The organism is Aquisalinus luteolus, assembly GCF_009712425.2.
Classification (GTDB): Bacteria; Pseudomonadota; Alphaproteobacteria; order Caulobacterales; family Parvularculaceae; genus Aquisalinus; species Aquisalinus luteolus.
Window position 1 is genome coordinate 1748700 of record NZ_VCJR02000001.1, and the last position, 17306, is coordinate 1766005.

Consider the following 17306-nt stretch of genomic DNA (forward strand, 5'->3'; position numbering starts at 1 on the left):
TCAGCTGCCCGAACAGGCCTCCTTCATTCACAAACATCCCACGAAATGAACATTGTTCATAATTACAGTTCAGACAGAAAATGAGTGAACGCTCACTTTTTATGTTTGTTATCGGATATAAAGAAGGGCAGCTAAGTCAGGAAAATACGGCTACTTTTTGCGATCCAGACCATCTTCGAGCTTCTTCAGCCCGACAAGAATGATGAGGGCCAGCAGCGTCACCAGCGCAGCGATGGCCTCGAACCCGGCGCCGCAGGCAAGGCCGATGGCCCCGGCGAGCCACATCCCGGCCCCTGTCGTCAGCCCCTCAAGCCGCCGACCGTGGCGGATGATAGACCCGGCGGCGAGAAAAGCGACCCCGGCAGTGATCGCCTCGATAATGCGCAACGGGTCGGGTCTGATCGAGGTTTCGTCCTCGCTGCCATCGAGGGCAAGGCTCAGTTCGATGGCGATGATCGTGAACAGGCAGGCGGCGAGCGAGACCATGATGAAAGTCCTCAGCCCCGCCGGACGGTCGCGGATTTCCCGGTCGATGCCGAGAATCGCCCCGAACAGACAGGCCAGTGCCAAGCGCAGCAGGATTACCCCTGCCCCGATCTGCGTGGAGAATATCTGGTCCAGCTGCTCCATGCCCCGCAAACGCACAGGGTATGGTGACTGTTCCAGCCTTCCAAAGTAACAGGGGGGGGTTACGCCAGCTCTAGCTCATCAGAGCGTATTCACCGCCCTTCTCGAGGGCCGCCTTGTAGGTGTCTCGGCCATGGACCTTCTCCAGCCAAGCCTTCAAATTCGGATGATCCGACCCGAGACCGGTGCGGGCGGCGACAGCCTCGACCGGAAAACTCATCATGATATCGGCGGCGCTCAGCTCAGTGCCCGCGAACCAGCCCGTCGCGGCGAGAGAGTCTTCCCAGTACGCCATGTGGTTCTTCACCTGCGGATTGACGAAATTCGACAGCACCTTGTCGGCGATGCCCTTGGCGACCGGCTTGACGAAGAACGGCATGTCCGCCTCTTTCACCCGGTTGAACACCAGCTTCATCAGTAGCGGCGGCATGGCAGAGCCCTCGGCATAATGCAGCCAGAACCGCGCCTGCCAGTAATCGGCGCTGTCCTTGCCCGGCATCAGGCGACCCAACCCGTATTTCTCCAGCAGGTACTCCACGATGGTGCCGGACTCCGCGATGGTCGTCTCGCCATCGGTGATCACCGGCGACTTGCCCAGCGGGTGCACATCCTTCAGCGATTGCGGCGCCAGCATGGTCTCGGCATCGCGCTCATAGCGCACGATCTCGTATGGCAGCTCCAGCTCCTCGAGCAGCCAGAGAATACGTTGCGAGCGGGAATTGTTGAGATGGTGGACAGTGATCATGACGGGTCTTTCGATTTGCTCACCCGCAGCCTATCGCGCTGCTCCCTCACCGCCAAGCGCGCAACACAGATCAAGGCCTCTCGCCGATCACCCAGCGTTCCTCGTCGATCCAGAAGCGGCCTTCCTCGTCGGTCCGCACGCCATTGATGTCGTCGAAATCGACCTGGAATGGCACGATATAACCGCACACTTCGAAACCGTCCGGAATGGTCACATCGAAACTTTCGGTCAGCACCTTTGAGTCGAGCATGCGGTCGCTGCGCCAGAAGCTGCGATAGTATTCCTCGTCGTAAAACGCCGTGACCTCGCTATGGAACATGTCCGGCAGTCCCATCAGCACGCATGCGCGATAATACGGCACGCGCTCGCAAACCGGCGAGCGGGAGAGATAGTCCGCCGCCTTGATCAGCGCAGCCAGCGCCTTTTCCTGGATCGCCGCTGTCGTCGTCGGCGGGTTCACAAGTCGGTCGAGCACGGGGATCTTGTGGTTCATATAGCGCTCGTCGATGTAAGGCTCGTATCCGGCAAAACCGTCCGCCCACCGGTCAAGCGCCCGCAGGCGGCGGTCGACACCCCTCACCTTCGCCGTTGGCCTGTGGATGGAAAGCCGCCTGCCCATTATCGCTGCCCCCTCATGGTCTCTGCCCAATCACCCAGCGCTCTTCATCGAACCAGCGCTTGCCGTCTTCATCAATGCGCATGCCCTCGACCACGTCTTCATCGTCCAGCGGATGGGCGACGATGGTGCCGTGCAGCTCGAAGCCTTCAGGGATGTTCAGGTCATACTTTTCCGTCACCCGCTCCACCGGCAGCGGCTCGCCGCTCCAGAACCGCAGCGCATAGTCGCGATCATAAAACGCCGTCACCTCGCTCATGAACAGGTCGCCCATGGGCAGCAGCACGGCTGCTCGGAAATACGGAAACTCGACGGCATATGGCGTGCGCGACAGATGCCCCGCCGCCGTCAACAGCGCATTGATCGCCCGCTCCTCGATCTCGCGGGTCACTACCGGCGGCTGGAACATGCCGCTGGAACAGGAGATTTTCCAGTTCCAGTAATGCGGGTCTTCCAGCGGCGGGTCGATCCCCTCGAACCCCGCCGCCCATTTGTCGAGATGGGCTAGCTGTTCGGCCGGCGGCACCATTTTCGGCTTGCGCCGGAACCGGTCTGTCAGCCAGCCGAACAAGCCGCCTCAGCCCTTCTTCTCTTCGATCGGTTTCGACACGCGGATATGCAGCTCCTTGAGCTGCTTGTCCGATGCCTCGACCGGTGCGCCGAGAAGCAGGTCCTCGCCCTGCTGGTTCAGCGGGAACATCGTCACCTCACGGATGTTCTGCTCGCCAGCCAGCAGCATGACGATGCGGTCGACGCCGAAGGCCGCGCCGCCGTGCGGCGGGGCACCATAGCGGAAAGCGTTCAGCATGCCGCCGAATTTCTCCTCGACGACTTCCGCGCCATAGCCGGCGAGATCGAACGCCTTGTACATGATCTCTTCCTTGTGGTTACGGATACCACCGGAGCCCAGCTCATAGCCGTTGCAGACGAGATCATACTGGCGTGCCTTGATCGCCAGGATCTTCTCCGGGTCGTCGCCAGCCTCTTCCAGCGCTTCGAGGCCACCGGCGGGCATGGAGAACGGGTTGTGGCCGAACTCGACCTTCTTGTTCTCCTCGTCCCACTCATACATGGGGAAGTCGACAATCCACGCGAACTCGAACGAGTCCTTGTTGGCCAGTTCCAGCTCGTCGGCAACGACATTACGCGCCTTGCCGGCGATGTCGACGAACTCGGCCGGCTTCCCGGCGAGGAAGAAGGCTGCATCGCCCTCTTTCAGGCCCAGCTGCTCGCGGATCGCATGGGTGCGCTCCGGGCCGATATTCTTGGCCAGCGGCCCCTTGCCGTCGCCCTCATCGAACATGATATAGCCCATGCCCGGCAGGCCCTGTTTCTGCGCCCAGGAATTCATCCGGTCACAGAAGGCACGGCTGCCACCACCCGGCGCCGGAATGGCGCGGATCTCGTTGGCGGGATCGGCCGCGATCTGGGCGAAGATCTTGAACCCTGAATCGACGAAATGCTCCGTCACCACCTGCATTTCAAGCGGGTTGCGCAGGTCCGGCTTGTCGGAGCCGTATTTCAGCATCGCTTCCGCATACGGAATTTCGCGGAACGGATAGGCCGACACCGGCTTGCCCTCGGCGAACTGCTCGAACGTGTCGCGGATCACCGGCCCCACCGCGTCGAAGACATCCTGCTGCTCGATGAAGCTCATCTCCAGGTCGAGCTGGTAGAAGTCGCCGGCGGACCGGTCCGCGCGGGCATCCTCGTCGCGGAAGCACGGCGCGATCTGGTAGTAGCGGTCAAAGCCAGACACCATGATCAGCTGCTTGAAAATCTGCGGCGCCTGCGGCAGCGCATAGAACTTGCCGGGGTGAAGCCGCGACGGCACCAGGAAGTCCCGCGCGCCTTCCGGCGAGGACGCCGTCAGGATCGGCGTCTGGAAGTCGTTGAAGCCCTTGTCTTCCATCCGGTTGCGCAAGCTGCGGATGATCCTGGAACGCAGCATCATGTTCGCGTGCAGCGTCTCCCGGCGCAGGTCGAGATAGCGGTGCTTCATCCGGATCTCTTCCGGATAGTCCGGCTCGCCGAAAACCGGCAGCGGCAGTTCCTGCGCCGCGCCAAGCACGGAAATCTCGTCGGCATAAAGCTCGATCTCGCCGGTCGGCAGGTTGGCGTTGACGAGGCTGTCATCGCGCGCCTTCACCCGCCCGTCGATGCGGATGCACCATTCGCTGCGCACCTGCTCGGCCGCCTTGAACGCCGGGGAATCCGGGTCGGCGACGACCTGCGTCATGCCGTAATGGTCGCGCAGGTCGATGAACAGCACCCCGCCATGGTCGCGCACACGGTGCACCCAGCCGGACAGGCGAACGCTCTCGCCGACATCGGATTTACGAAGTTCGCCACAGGTATGGCTGCGATAGATATGCATGTCGTACTCCTGATGGCCCGCAACCGCGCGAAAAGACGGCCACAGGCAGAAATTCTGTCTGTAGCGGCGGTTGTTAGCGGGTTTTCCGGCGGGGGGAAAGGGGTGGCGGGGACCCGGACACGCTTTCACCTGGAGAACGTCATATTTTCCATCTTGAATCCTGTTAACTCACTGTTGCGACCATCGGGTGAGACGAAAACATGTTCTGGATCATCAATTTCATTCTCGCAGTGCTTGTCCTTGCAGGCTTCGCCGGGCGTTTTGGCTGGCCCTTCGAGATATTCACGAGCCTGAGGCCGCAACTGGCTCTCCTGATGCTGGCGATGGCATTTTACATGATCATGATCGGCCGTCCCGCTTCCTGTCTGTTTTCACTGGGATTTGCCGCCATCGCGATTATCGGGATGAGCGCCCAATTCAGAACGTCGCCAGCATCTGTAGAACAACCCGACATGCGGATCGTGTGGGCCAACGTGTTTCACAAACCCTCTGCGCTGAAGAGAGTTATCCAGCTTGCGGAGAAGGAAAATGCCGATCTCGTTCTGCTGGCAGAATATGACGGGATTGAAATGACCTTGCCGGATAACTGGCAATATCGTCTTCTTCCAGACGAAACCACTCTCACGAAGGTTGTCATTCTCAGCCGAGGATCGGTCGACAATATGGCTGTTATGGATGCTCCTTTTCGACCGGTAAGCAAGGTCACCATCGAAACGCCAGCGGGGGTCATTACAGTGGGTGGCATCCATCCACACACGCCCATGTATCCCTCCTGGAATCGTCATCGGAACGCAGACATTACCGCGGCCATGAAAACGCTGGGCGAGCATAAGCACGCTGTACTGGTCGGAGACTTCAATACAGTGCCTTGGTCGCAAGCGATGATCGATGCTGAGCGGGAAAGCGCCATGCGCCGCGTTCCCTATGGTCCATGGTCAAGCTGGATGGGCCCCCTGCCATTTTTCGGCCTGCCCATCGACCACACCTTTGTAACAAACGATCTTGAAGCGCATGTCCGCGTCGGGCGCGGCACCGGTTCTGATCATCTTCCCCTGATCATCGATGTAAGGATTTTGAAGTAGATATCGTTACGGCAAGGAAATGCCGGTTACGCGCTCATGATAGGCATCGTGACCGAAACTCTCCCACAACTCGACGACCATGCAGTGTTCTGTTGAATAGTTCAGCGTCCAGCGCCCCGGCTCGATGCCGGGCGATTCCGATGCGCCGAGCAAGGGCATGATCGTGGTTTTACCATCAGCATCGGGAAACGGCTGCTCGCTGGCCTCACCCACGGTCCACCTGACGTAATCGCCTGCCGCATCCGGTATCATCGCGGCCGTCTTGCCCGCCTCCAGTGGCCATAGCTGGTCCAGCGCCGCGATATCGTCTGTGAACCGGGTGCGCAGGTCGATGATGATGGCCGCAGGGAGTTTCCGGGTGCCATCTTCCTCTACGGAAAAAATAACATCCTCCACACCCAGACGGTCTGCCGCGAACTCGGTCAGGAACTCGTGCTTGTAGAAGACGAGATAGGTCTGGAAGTCCTCGTAATCAGCAAGGGTGACGACGAAACCCTCCTGCACGACCATGACCGTTTCATCGAAGGTGTCGCCGTCATCATCTTCCCAGGTCAGCACCATGTCCTGCTTCGGTATGCCGACCCCGTCTTCACTGATCCCCGCGCAGCCAGTCTCCTGCGCCATAACAGGCAAAGCCCAAAGCGCCGCTGCGATTGCCGTTCCGGCCACCAGATTTTTCAGCATGAAATCCCCCTGATACGATCCTCTGCCGCGATCCTATCCTAAAATCCGCCATCGCCTACCGCTTTTTACTCCCTGCTCCGAATCGGAACCACGCCCGCCAAACCCCTGTTTACCCCCATGAATTCGCAACTTCAGGGGAAGACTATGGCCGCGCGCGCATACTGGAAAGGCTATCTGAAACTTTCGCTCGTCTCGATCGGGATCGAGCTGTTCTCGGCGACGAAATCCGCCGCCCGGCCCTCCCTGAACCAGATCCACGAGCCGTCGGGCAAGCGCGTGCGCTACCAGAAAATCGTCGAGGGCGTCGGTCCCATCGACACCGACGAGATCGTCAAGGGCTATCAGGTCTCCAAGGACAATTACGTCATCCTCTCCAATGAGGAGCTGGACGAGATCAGGCTGGAGACGAAGGAGACCATCGAGCTCGTCCAGTTCGTCGACCATTGCGAGATCGACCCGCGCTATTTCGAGAAGCCCTATTACGTCGTGCCGAAGGACGACATTTCCAATGAAGGCTTCATCGTCATCCGCGAGGCGCTGCGCGACGCCAAGAAAGTCGCCCTCGGGCAGATGGCCGTGCGCGGGCGCGACTATGTCGTCGCGATCAAGCCCTGCGGCGATGGCCTGTTGCTGGAGACCCTGCGCTATGCCGAGGAGATCAAGCAGAGCGACGGCATCTTCGACGATATTCCGGACATGAAGCTCGACAAGGAGCTCCTGGAGCTTGCCGGTGAGCTGATCGAGAAGAAATCGAAGCCTTTCAACGCGGAGAATTTCGAGGCGCAATATGCGACTGCCCTGCGCGAGCTGATCAAGGAGAAAGAGAAGAAGGGCAAGGTCAGCCACGATGACTCTGAAAGCTCCACGAAAAGCGAGAGCAATGTCATCGACCTGATGGACGCACTGAAGAAATCCGTCTCCGGATCGAAATCGTCTTCGAAGAAATCCACAAAGAAGACGACGAAGAAGAGCACGAAGAAGAAAGCGAGCTAACCCATGGCCGGCTCGCTCCAGACCTATCACGACAAACGCGACTTCGGGAAGACACCCGAACCGAAGGGCAAGGTCAGCCGCAAGAAGGGCAATCTCTACATGGTGCAGAAGCATGACGCGACGCGCCTGCATTTCGATTTCCGGCTGGAGCTGGACGGCGTCCTGAAAAGCTGGGCCGTTACGAAGGGGCCGAGCCTCGACCCTTCGGTCAAGCGTCTTGCCGTGCGCACTGAAGACCACCCGGTCGACTATGGCGATTTCGAAGGCGTGATCCCCTCCGGCTATGGTGCCGGTACGGTCATGCTGTGGGACACAGGCAGCTGGGAGCCACAGGAAGATCCCCATGAAGGGTTGAAGAAAGGCTCGCTCAAGGTCACCCTGAAGGGCGAGCGCCTCAAGGGTGGTTTCGCCCTCGTCCGCATGAAGAACAAGAAGGGTGAGAAACGCGAAAACTGGCTGCTGATCAAGGAGCGGGACGGCACCGAGAACGAAGACCTCGACCCGGTCAAGGAATGGCCGGACTCGGTCAAAACAGGCCGCGGCTTCGACGGCATCGAGAAAAAGGGCCCGACCCTGAAGGAGGCGCAGACCGAGACCAAGCGCCGGAAGGATGGCGAGAAGAAAACCGCGTCAAAGTCATCCCCAAAATCCTCTTCAAAATCTTCCGCCCGCCTGCCCGCCTTCATCGAGCCGCAACTGGCGACCCTCGATGACGAACCACCGCAGGGCGAGGAATGGCTGCACGAGATCAAATATGACGGCTACCGCCTCATCGCCTGCTGGGCTGAAGGACGCGCCAAACTATACACCCGCTCGGGCAAGGACTGGACGGATAAGTACCCGGCTATTGCCGAAGCCCTCGCCACCCTGCCCGGCACAGGCGTCATCGACGGCGAGCTCGTCGCCATCAACGATCAGGGCCACAGTGATTTCGGTGCCCTGCAACAGGCGACTAAATCCGGCGACCAGGCCCGCCTCATCTATTATGCCTTCGACCTGCTGAAACACGGCCGCAAGGACTGGCGCAAGCAAGCCCAGGACGCCCGCAAGGACGCCCTCGCCGACCTGCTCGACGGGGTGAAAGACCCGATCCGCTATTCCGACCACGTCGTCGGCAAGGGCGACGATGTCATCGGCAAGGCCTGCCAGATGGGCCTCGAAGGCATCATCTCCAAACGCGCCGATGCGAGATACCAGTCCAAACGTACCCGCGCGTGGATCAAGTCGAAATGTACCGGCAATGACGAGTTCGTCATCGGCGGCTATCGCAAATCCGACAAGAAGGGCCGCCCCTTCGCCTCGCTTCTCTTGGGCGAATATGTCGATGGCGATCTCGTCTATCGCGGCCGCGTCGGCACAGGCTTTTCCGAAGACCTGATGGCCAGCCTCTCGGCGAAGATGAAAAAGCTGGAGCGCAAGACACCGCCCTTTGCCGACATGCCCGCCGACGCGAAACGCGGCGCGGTGTTCCTGACGCCTGACCTCGTCGGCCAGATCGCCTATACCGAGGTCACGAGCGACGGCCATCTGCGTCATCCGTCCTTCCTGGGCCTGCGCGAGGACAAGCCGGCCAAAGAGGTCACGTCGGAGAAAGAGAAAATGAAAGAGGCAGAACCGGCAAAGTCATCCGCTGACAGATCATCCGGCGACACCGTCGCGGGCGTGAAGCTCTCCAGCCCCGACAAGGTCCTCTACCCGGACCAGGACGTCACCAAGCGCGACCTCGCGGAATACTACGCCGAGATCGCCGAACAGATGCTGCCCCACATCAAGGACCGGCCCGTGTCCCTCGTGCGCTGCCCGTCCGGGCGCACCGGCTCCTGCTTCTTCCAGAAACACCATAATGCCGGCACGCCGGACCACATGGGGTCAGTCACCATCACCGAGAAAGATGGCGACAAGGGCGACTATCTCCTGCTCGGCTCACAGAAAGCGCTCGTTTCCGCCGCGCAGATCGGTGCGCTCGAACTGCATATCTGGGGCGCGCGCAGGGACAATATCGAAAAGCCCGACCGCATCGTCTTCGACCTTGACCCGGATGAAGGCAAGGATTTCGAGGACGTCAAAAAAGCCGCCCGGGATATCCGCGACCTGCTCGCCGCCGCTGACCTTCAGTCCTTCCCCATACTCACCGGGGGCAAGGGCGTGCATGTGGTGATCCCGGTGGAGCGCCAGCATGACTGGGCGACGGTAAAGGGATTCGCGTCCGGCTTTGCCAAGCGGCTGGCGCAGGAAGACCCGTCCCGCTTTACCGCGACCATGTCCAAGGCCAAGCGCAAGGGCAAGATTTTCATCGACTGGCTGAGGAACGAGCGCGGCGCGACCGCAATCTGCCCTTACTCCACCCGCGCGCGCAAGGACGCGCCGGTCGCAACGCCGCTGACATGGGACGAGCTGTCCCGCGCCAGTTCAGGCGCCGACTACACGCTCGCCAATATCCGCCAGCGGCTGGCTCAGTTGAAATCAGACCCGTGGGCCGATTACGCCACCGTCCGGCAATCCCTACATAAAGGCCTGCTCGATGAGTTGCTCGACTAGATCACGCCGAAGACAGACAGCAACAACAGCGCAACGACGATAAGGCCGACGATAAAAATTAGGTTCCTGATCATGGTATGTCTCCTTCTTCCGGATGCTCTTCATATAACGCGTGATTATCTGGATGACGACCCGCACCAATCTTGCTAAGTCACTCATCCATGTTGATTATTACAGACACCGCCGCCCTCGCAGAGTTCTGTTCAGGCCTCCGGCAGCACCCATACGTCACCGTCGATACCGAATTCATGCGCGAAAAGACCTACTTTTCGCAGCTCTGCCTCATTCAGGCGGCCAGCCCGGCTGAGGCAGCGATCATCGACCCCCTCGCCGACGGCCTCGACCTGACGCCTTTCCTCGAGCTTCTCGCAGACCCGGCGGTGACCAAGGTCTTCCACGCCGCCCGTCAGGATATAGAGATCTTCTTCCAGATGATGCAGACGGTGCCGCAGCCGCTGTTCGACACCCAGATCGCGGCCATGGCCTGCGGCTATGGCGACCAGATCGGCTATGAGCCGCTGGTGCGCACCATTACCGGCAAGAGCCTCGACAAGGGCTCGCGCTTCACCGACTGGTCGCGCCGCCCGCTCACCGACCGGCAGCTGCAATATGCCATTGGCGACGTCACCCATCTGCGCGATGTCTATGACGCACTGTCGTCTGAGCTTGCCCGCACCAATCGCCTCTCCTGGGTGATCGAGGAAATGGAAGCGCTGCTCTCCCCCGGGCTGTATTTCACCCAGCCCGAAAACGCATGGAAGCGGCTCAAGCTGCGCAATACCAAGAGCAAGGAACTCGGCCCCCTGATGAAGATCGCCGAATGGCGGGAGGCAGAGGCCCAGAAGCGCGACGTGCCCCGCGCCCGCATTCTCAAGGACGACGCCCTGTTCGAGCTTGCCCGCCAGACGCCGGAAAGCCCGCAGGACCTCGCCCGCGCCCGTGGCATCCCCAACGGGTTCGAGCGCTCCAGCGCTGCCAAGGGGCTTCTGTCCGCCATCACGGAAGGCAAGGGTATCCCGAAAAACGACCTGCCGGACATCGACCGCCCGCGCAACCTGCCACAGGTGCCGGGGGATGTGCTCGACCTGCTGCGCGTGCTGCTCGCCCGTCAGTGCAAGGAATATGACGTCGCGCCGAAACTGATCGCCTCTGTCGCCGACCTCGAGGAAATCGCCCGCGATGACAATGCCGACGTACCAGCCATGAAAGGCTGGCGCCGCGAGGTTTTCGGCGAAGCCGCCCTGAAGCTGAAACACGGCAAGATCGCCATGAAGCTCACCAACGGCAATCTCGACCTGATCGAGAGCTAGACCTCAAACAAACTCCACCACCGCCTGCTTGCCCAAGAAATTGGCGAGGGTGTCGAGCCGCTTCGAGGCCAGCTCCCCCATCAGCCCGGCAAGCATTTCCGGGGCGGTGAAGACCAGCTTGTCGTCTACCTGCGCCAACGTGCAGCCTTCGATGCCTTCGGCGGATTTCGGCGAGAAGTCAGCGGCAAAGCGCAGCATCAGGCCAATGCCCGTCGCCCGCTTCTGGAGCTCTTCACCGACCAGCTGGATCGGCACATGCTCGTTCGGCGTCGACGGCTTGCTCTTGTGGCGCTGGTATAACGCCATGGCGAGCGCGACGCGGTACGGGTGATCAATGCCAATGAAAGGCGAGCGCAGTGCCATGTCGCAGGCCTGGTCGGCGCGCATGTCCGGGTGGTGCAGCGCCGCGACGTCCGACAACAGGCACGCCGCCTGTCGTAAGCGCCGCTCCTGCTCACTTTCATCCGGCCACAGATCGTTTGTCATCACGAACACCGTCTCGCCGAAGGCCGGGTCCGGGCAATAGCGCAGCGCATATTCCTCGGCGAGCTCGATCAGCGGGTCGCGGCGACGCACATCCATGGGCAGCTTGTCGAACAACACTCCCTCGCGCACACCGCTGGAGGAGACGATCAGCCGCTGCGCCCTGGTCATGTTGATCACGACTTTCATCACCATCGCCGCGTGGGGCAGGACGTCAATACGCTTCTTCTGGACACCCGGAATATTCTCCAGCGCCGCGGCGGACTGGTGCTCCAGCAGCTCGCAGATCTGGACCGCCTCGTCCTTGCTCATGACGTAGTGATGCAGCACCTGAAGGGGATAATTACGCCGTGCCATATGTACCTTGGCGATAGCCCGCCACGCACCGCCGACGGCATGCAGGTCACCGGTTTTCACCTCGGTCAGCCACGGGTTCTCCGCCAGCCGGTCCTCGGTAAAGCTGACCGCGTCGATCACTTTCGGACCGCATTCCGCCATCAGGCGCAGCGGCCCGAGCGGCAGGCTCACCCGCTCGCCCAGCGGCTCGTCGAAATTGTCCGTGAACCGTGTCAGCTCCAGGCTGCCGCCACCCATGTCGCCGCACAGATGCGGTCGGTCCGGCTCACACACCACAGCGCCGGGATCGCCGGACAGCACACCAAGCGCCGCAAACCGGGCTTCTTCCTCGCCGGAGATCACTTCCGGCTGGAAGCCCAGATCCTCGATCCGCGCGATGAAGTCCGGCCCGTTGGAGGCTTCGCGGCTCGCCGCCGTCGCGAACACCGTCAGGTCCGGGTCGCCATAGCGCGCCAGCACGGCCTTGAAGCGGGCGAGCGTCAGCAGCGCCTCTTCCATCGCATCGTCGCGCAGCGCGCCGGTGTCAGGATCGCGCCGCCCGAGGCCGCACAGCGTCTTTTCGTTGAAGATGGAAACAGGCGTGCGGTCAGGCCCGCCATAGACGACCATCCGTACCGAGTTCGACCCGATATCGATCACCGCCCGGCGATGCCAGTGCCGGAACTGCGTGCGGGTCTGTTCTGCGGCTTTCAGGATCACTCTTTACCTGCCTTGAGGCTAACCATGGCGTGATTCTTATTTCTTCTTCGGGCGCAGCTTGGTCGGCGCATTGCCCTTGATCGCCGCCCCCCGGCCCGACAGGCTCGGGTTGGTCATGCAATAGGAATGGATGTTGAACGGCTTCACGTTCTCCGGCGTCTGCAGGCGGCGGTAAGTGCCGTCCGGCATCATCCGCCAGCTCTGTGCCTCGTCGTTCAGGTTCGCGACCATGATCTGGTCCAGCACCTGGCGGTGCACGGTCGGGTTCTCCACCGGGCACAGCACTTCCACGCGACGGTTGAGGTTGCGCGGCATCAGGTCGGCAGAGCCGATATAGACCAGCGCGCTCTGGTTCGGCATCGGGTGGCCATTGCCGAAGCAATAGATGCGTGAATGCTCGAGGTACCGCCCGACGATTGAGCGCACACGGATATTCTCCGACAGCTCAGGCACGCCGGGCCGCAGGCAGCAGATGCCGCGCACGACGAGATCGATCTGCACGCCCGCCGCACTCGCCTTGTACAACCGGTCGATGATGTCGCCATCGACCAGCGAGTTCATCTTCATCCAGATGGAGGCAGGCCGCCCGGCCTTCGCGTGCTCGATCTCGGCATCGATATGGCTGTACAGCTTGTCGCGAATGTTCAGCGGCGCGACGGCCATCTTCTCGAACGCCTCGGGCTCGGCATAGCCGGTGACGAAATTGAACACCCGTGCCGCATCCCTCGCAATCGCCTCGTTAGTCGTGAACAGGGCAAGGTCGGTATAGATCTTCGCCGTGATCGGGTGATAGTTCCCGGTACCGATATGGACATAGGAGCGCGTGCCCTCGCCTTCCTTGCGCACGATCAGCGACAGCTTGGCGTGGGTCTTGTAGTCGACAAATCCGTACACGACGTTGACGCCTGCCCGCTCCAGCGCCCGTGCCCAGCGGATATTGGCTTCCTCGTCGAAACGCGCCTTCAGCTCGACGAGCGCCGTCACGTTCTTGCCGGCTTCTGCCGCCTCGATCAGCGCCTCAACGATGGGCGACTGTTTCGAGGTGCGGTACAGCGTCTGCTTGATCGCAACGACATCCGGGTCGGCGGCAGCCTGTTTGAGGAACTGCACGACGACATCGAAACTCTCATAGGGGTGATGGACGACGATGTCCTTGGCCTTGATCGCCGAGAAGCAATCCCCGCCATGCTCGCGGATTCGCTCCGGGAAGCGCGCCTCGAACGGCGTGAACGTCAGGTCCGGCCGGTCATCGGGGATCAGCTCGCCAGACTGGGCCAGCCCGAGGATACCATCGACCAGCACCACGTCGCGGCTTGTCACCTTCAGCTTCTGGGAGACCATGTCGATCAGCCGCTGCGGTGTTTCGGAATCCATCTTCAGGCGGATGACATCGCCACGGCGGCGGCGGCGCAGTAGGGTTTCGAACTGCTGCACCAGGTCTTCGGCCTCTTCTTCCAGCTCCACATCGCTGTCACGCACCAGCCGGAAAGAGCCCTGGCCGATATTCTGGTAGCGCGGGAAAACATAATGCAGGAAACGCGCGATCACTTTTTCCAGCAGCACATACCGCACCCGCGGCAGGCCGTTTTCCATCTTCTCGCCGGACGGCAGGCGGATGAACCGGCCGATCTTGGCCGGCACCGGCAACAACGCCGTCATCTGCTTGCCCGACTTGTCGGCCTTCAGGTCGAAGCAGAGAACGAAACCGAGATTGGGAATGAACGGGAACGGGTGCGCGGGATCAAGCGCCAGCGGCGTCAGTACCGGGAAGATATTGTTGAGGAACTCGTCCTCGAGCCAGTCCATCTCGTCGCCGGACAGGTCTTCGGGGCTCAGGATTTCCACGCCGGCCTCGGCCATCTCGCCGATCAGTTCACGCCAGCAGCGCTGCTGTTCCTCCATCAGCTCCGAGGCCTGCTCGTTGATCATGTCGAGCTGCTGTTTCGGGGTCAGCCCTTCCTGCGACAGGGCGGTGATGCCCTCGCGCACCTGGCCGACCAGCCCGGCAACCCGGACCATGAAGAACTCATCGAGATTGCTTGCCGAGATCGACAGGAAGCGCAGGCGCTCCAGCACGGGGTGCTTTTCGTTCGCGGCCTCTTCCAGCACGCGCATGTTGAATTCCAGCCAGGACAGTTCGCGGTTGATGAACCTGTCGCTTGAGTCAGGCGATATCGGCACCAGCCCCTCGCCGACGCCTTCGGCCCGTTCGACCAGGTCACGCGTTTCGCGCCGTGCCCGCGAGGGGGGCCGCGTCTCGGCATCCATTTCCTGCAGGCTATCGGTCTTGCCGGCTTCAGACATGATCGCTGCTTTCCTCAGTTACTGGCTTTGCACTGCTGGCTCGATGGTGAGAGCCTATACCCCAACAGGCTTAATCTAGACCTAAAGGCGCGGGGATAAACCCGCACCTACAGAACAGCGTCGGGAATGGTCGCCAGCACCTGTTGAACCAGAGCCTTGTCGATCTTTTTCTGCCGTTCCATGGCCTCTGAGTCCAGCACTTCCACGAATTGCCGAACCGCGTGAAAAGAACGCTTCAACCGCATGGCGGCAGAGGCAGCCACATCCCACGCAATCTTAACCTGCCGGTCGGCGAGCATCTGCTGGATCGCCTCGGTCATCAGCGCCTCGTCAGGCTTCTCGAGGCTGGCGGTAGGTGTCGCAGAAAGCCGCGAGGCCAGGTCATCCAGCCGCCCGTCGCCCTCGCCGGCCCAGTCTTTCGGGTTGCCGGTCCCGGCGAAGACATAGATCCGCCCGCGCTCGATGCAGACATTGATCAACCGCATCACGTCGCTCGGTTCGCACAGATGGATATCGTCGACGAGGATCACCGGATCGTCCGGCAACGGATTTTGCCGGTTGCAGATATCATCACCTTCGTGAATGCGTACACCAGTGTCCCGGGCGACATAGGCGAGCAACAGGCTCTTGCCTGTCCCCGCCGGACCGGCAATCAGCATGGAATGGCTGCTGTTTGCATCGCCAAGACCCGCCTCCCACGACTGCAGCATCCGCCGCGCCTCCTCATTGGTGGCGGAGGGCAGGAATGGCGGCAGGTCATCATCAGGGCTGGGCGTTCCAAACGGAAGCGGCAGCTGGCGGCGATTTCCGTCGTCAGTTCGCATCGTCCTGGGGCTCATCCTCGTTTCCGGCGCTCTCGTCGGCCTGGCTACCCCCGACGAGGGAGCGCGGTCCATCGCGCAGGCGGCGCTCGCGGTCTGATGGGGCGGAGAATTCGCCAATCGCGTCTTCTGCCTGATCGACGAGGCCGGCACCCGGCAGGCCTCCCTCACCAAACTCGCCTTCAGCACGGCCATCGACAGGGCGCACGCGGTCGCGCACTTCATCGGCCTTTTCAGGCGTTGCCACGTTCCAGACGATATTGTCGACGGTCCACAGGATCACGTTTCTCTGGCGCATATCAGCGACCAGCTGGTCCATCGCACCAGCCACGGACACGGTGATCGTGCCGCCCTGCAGCGAGATCGGCCCGGTTTCGATACTCTCCACGATCGGCGAGTCTTCCAGCGCCCGGCGGATCAACGCGAAATCATCGAGCGAGTCGACCCACACATTCATGCGCACCTGGCGCACGACCGAGTGGTCGACCAGTGTCTGTGCCTTCCAGCCGGCCGCATAGCGGCTGACCATGTTTTCGACAGCCCGTTGGGCCAGCGCCGGGAAGTCACCGGTCTTGTCACGGAAGAAGTTCTCGAACAGCGCCCGGCCCGGCTGCTCGCCGGAAGTGCGCACCAGAACACCGGAAGAGCCGAAGCCCGCCGTGTCATCATAGAGCGCACCAGCGTTGTCGGCAGTGTAGTTCGCAGCGCTGCGACCGCTGGAGGCGAGATAGCCGTCGAGCAGGCGCCCGCGCATACGGTATTGGCCGTCTTCCTCATCCAGGAAGGCATGGGCGATCAGCACCTGCCGCACGCCATAGCGCTCGGCCATCTGGCGCAGCGCCTCCTGGTCAAAGGACAGGGCCGCCCCAACCGGCAGGATCTCCATGTCCGTCGCATCGCCGCGCGGCAGCAGCATGGGGGTCAGCTCATTGGTGAGGGACCGGGCCAGCCACGCCCGCGCCCACGGATTGTTCGTCTCCCACAGGTAATCGCCGTTCTGGGTCTCCAGCACGGGAATGACCAGCGCCATGCGCGTCTGCGATTCGCTATAGGGAATACCGGCCCGTTTCAACAGGTTACGAATATCTTCTGCCTTGAAGCGATAGCTGATCTTGGCCGAATACGTGCGGGCGGAGGATTTCTCGTCAAAGACTGAAAAGCCCTGCTCCATGGCAGGCAGCTGCGAGGCATCGAGCATCACTGCCTGTTTGCCACCGGAATAGCTGCGGTCATAAAGGCTCGGCTCTGCGCCGGGGGGGCCTGCGCCATCACCGATGCCACCATCGGGCTCGACCGGCTGAGGCCCTTCGGCGGCGGGCGCGACATTGCCTGCGGCAAGGCGCGGCAGGTAATCCCAGTCTTCCTCGGCGGTCAGCCGGCGCAACAGGATATCCATCGCCCGCCGGCGGCCCCGGTCACGGGCGATCGCCTGCGCATCCGATGCACTTTCCGCCTCGGCACTGACCGGCACCATCGGCACCTCGAACACGCTGCCTGCTCTCGCTTGAGCAACAGGCTGTGCAGTGGTGGCTGAGAGCTGGTTCCCGGTGCTGGCATCATCTGTCTGGGCGGCAACGGGGCCAGCCAGCACAATCGCCAGAGCCGAAACAATCAGGGCTAATCGCATGGTATACTTGTCCATTCTTCCTTCAGGCGCCCTTATACAGTGC

At 61.5% G+C, this 17306-nt stretch carries 14 protein-coding genes; 4 read left to right on the forward strand and 10 right to left on the reverse strand.

Translation table 11 applies throughout. The features are described from left to right. Nucleotides 1–150 precede the first annotated feature (150 nt). The 5 genes from FF098_RS08170 to aspS form a co-directional block, all read right to left on the reverse strand. Nucleotides 151–630, reverse strand: a complete 480-nt coding sequence (locus tag FF098_RS08170) for an MgtC/SapB family protein (RefSeq protein ID WP_155139175.1) — start codon at nucleotides 628–630, stop codon at nucleotides 151–153. A gap of 70 nt (nucleotides 631–700) precedes the next feature. Further along, nucleotides 701–1372, reverse strand: coding sequence for a glutathione S-transferase (locus FF098_RS08175; RefSeq protein WP_155139177.1), 672 nt, complete (start codon nucleotides 1370–1372; stop codon nucleotides 701–703). A 70-nt stretch (nucleotides 1373–1442) separates the two neighbouring features. Continuing rightward, the gene (locus tag FF098_RS08180) at nucleotides 1443–1991 is read right to left on the reverse strand and encodes a DUF3916 domain-containing protein (protein WP_155139179.1); all 549 of its coding nucleotides are present in this window, start codon (nucleotides 1989–1991) and stop codon (nucleotides 1443–1445) included. Between the two features lie 13 nt (nucleotides 1992–2004). Beyond that, entirely contained in the window at nucleotides 2005–2559 is a 555-nt protein-coding gene (locus FF098_RS08185) for a DUF3916 domain-containing protein (protein ID WP_155139181.1), read from the reverse strand. A gap of 6 nt (nucleotides 2560–2565) precedes the next feature. Beyond that, on the reverse strand, nucleotides 2566–4365 hold the full coding sequence (aspS, locus tag FF098_RS08190; protein WP_155139183.1) for an aspartate--tRNA ligase: 1800 nt from the start codon (nucleotides 4363–4365) through the stop codon (nucleotides 2566–2568). Nucleotides 4366–4565: 200 nt separating this feature from the next. On the opposite strand from aspS, the gene FF098_RS08195 reads away from it, so the two are divergent. Continuing rightward, nucleotides 4566–5447, forward strand: a complete 882-nt coding sequence (locus FF098_RS08195; RefSeq protein WP_155139185.1) for an endonuclease/exonuclease/phosphatase family protein — start codon at nucleotides 4566–4568, stop codon at nucleotides 5445–5447. 6 nt (nucleotides 5448–5453) lie between these two features. Here FF098_RS08195 and FF098_RS08200 read toward each other — a convergent pair whose 3' ends face one another. Then, nucleotides 5454–6131 carry a hypothetical protein gene (locus FF098_RS08200; RefSeq protein WP_155139187.1) on the reverse strand — a complete coding sequence of 226 codons (678 nt, stop codon included), beginning with the start codon at nucleotides 6129–6131 and terminating at the stop codon, nucleotides 5454–5456. Between the two features lie 144 nt (nucleotides 6132–6275). Here FF098_RS08200 and ku point away from each other — a divergent pair, with 144 nt between their 5' ends. From ku to rnd, 3 genes are all read left to right on the forward strand, one after another. Next, a complete protein-coding gene (gene ku / locus FF098_RS08205) occupies nucleotides 6276–7124 on the forward strand; it encodes a non-homologous end joining protein Ku (RefSeq protein WP_155139189.1) in 849 nt (282 codons plus the stop codon). A 3-nt stretch (nucleotides 7125–7127) separates the two neighbouring features. Further along, nucleotides 7128–9662, forward strand: a complete 2535-nt coding sequence (ligD, locus tag FF098_RS08210) for a DNA ligase D (protein WP_155139191.1) — start codon at nucleotides 7128–7130, stop codon at nucleotides 9660–9662. A gap of 161 nt (nucleotides 9663–9823) precedes the next feature. Further along, nucleotides 9824–10972 (forward strand): ribonuclease D, encoded by a 1149-nt coding sequence (gene rnd, locus FF098_RS08215; RefSeq protein WP_155139193.1) that lies wholly within the window; start codon nucleotides 9824–9826, stop codon nucleotides 10970–10972. A 3-nt stretch (nucleotides 10973–10975) separates the two neighbouring features. On the opposite strand, the gene FF098_RS08220 is transcribed toward rnd, so the two are convergent. The 4 genes from FF098_RS08220 to FF098_RS08235 form a co-directional block, all read right to left on the reverse strand. Beyond that, entirely contained in the window at nucleotides 10976–12511 is a 1536-nt protein-coding gene (locus tag FF098_RS08220) for a Ppx/GppA phosphatase family protein (RefSeq protein ID WP_155139194.1), read from the reverse strand. Nucleotides 12512–12547: 36 nt separating this feature from the next. Next, complete coding sequence (locus FF098_RS08225) at nucleotides 12548–14779, reverse strand: RNA degradosome polyphosphate kinase (protein ID WP_155139507.1); 2232 nt, start codon at nucleotides 14777–14779, stop codon at nucleotides 12548–12550. 143 nt (nucleotides 14780–14922) lie between these two features. After that, nucleotides 14923–15639 (reverse strand): P-loop NTPase family protein, encoded by a 717-nt coding sequence (locus FF098_RS08230; protein WP_155139196.1) that lies wholly within the window; start codon nucleotides 15637–15639, stop codon nucleotides 14923–14925. Continuing rightward, nucleotides 15629–17278, reverse strand: coding sequence for a DUF2066 domain-containing protein (locus FF098_RS08235; RefSeq protein WP_155139198.1), 1650 nt, complete (start codon nucleotides 17276–17278; stop codon nucleotides 15629–15631). Before FF098_RS08235 ends, FF098_RS08230 begins: the two co-directional genes overlap by 11 nt. Between the last annotated feature and the right edge of the window lie 28 nt (nucleotides 17279–17306).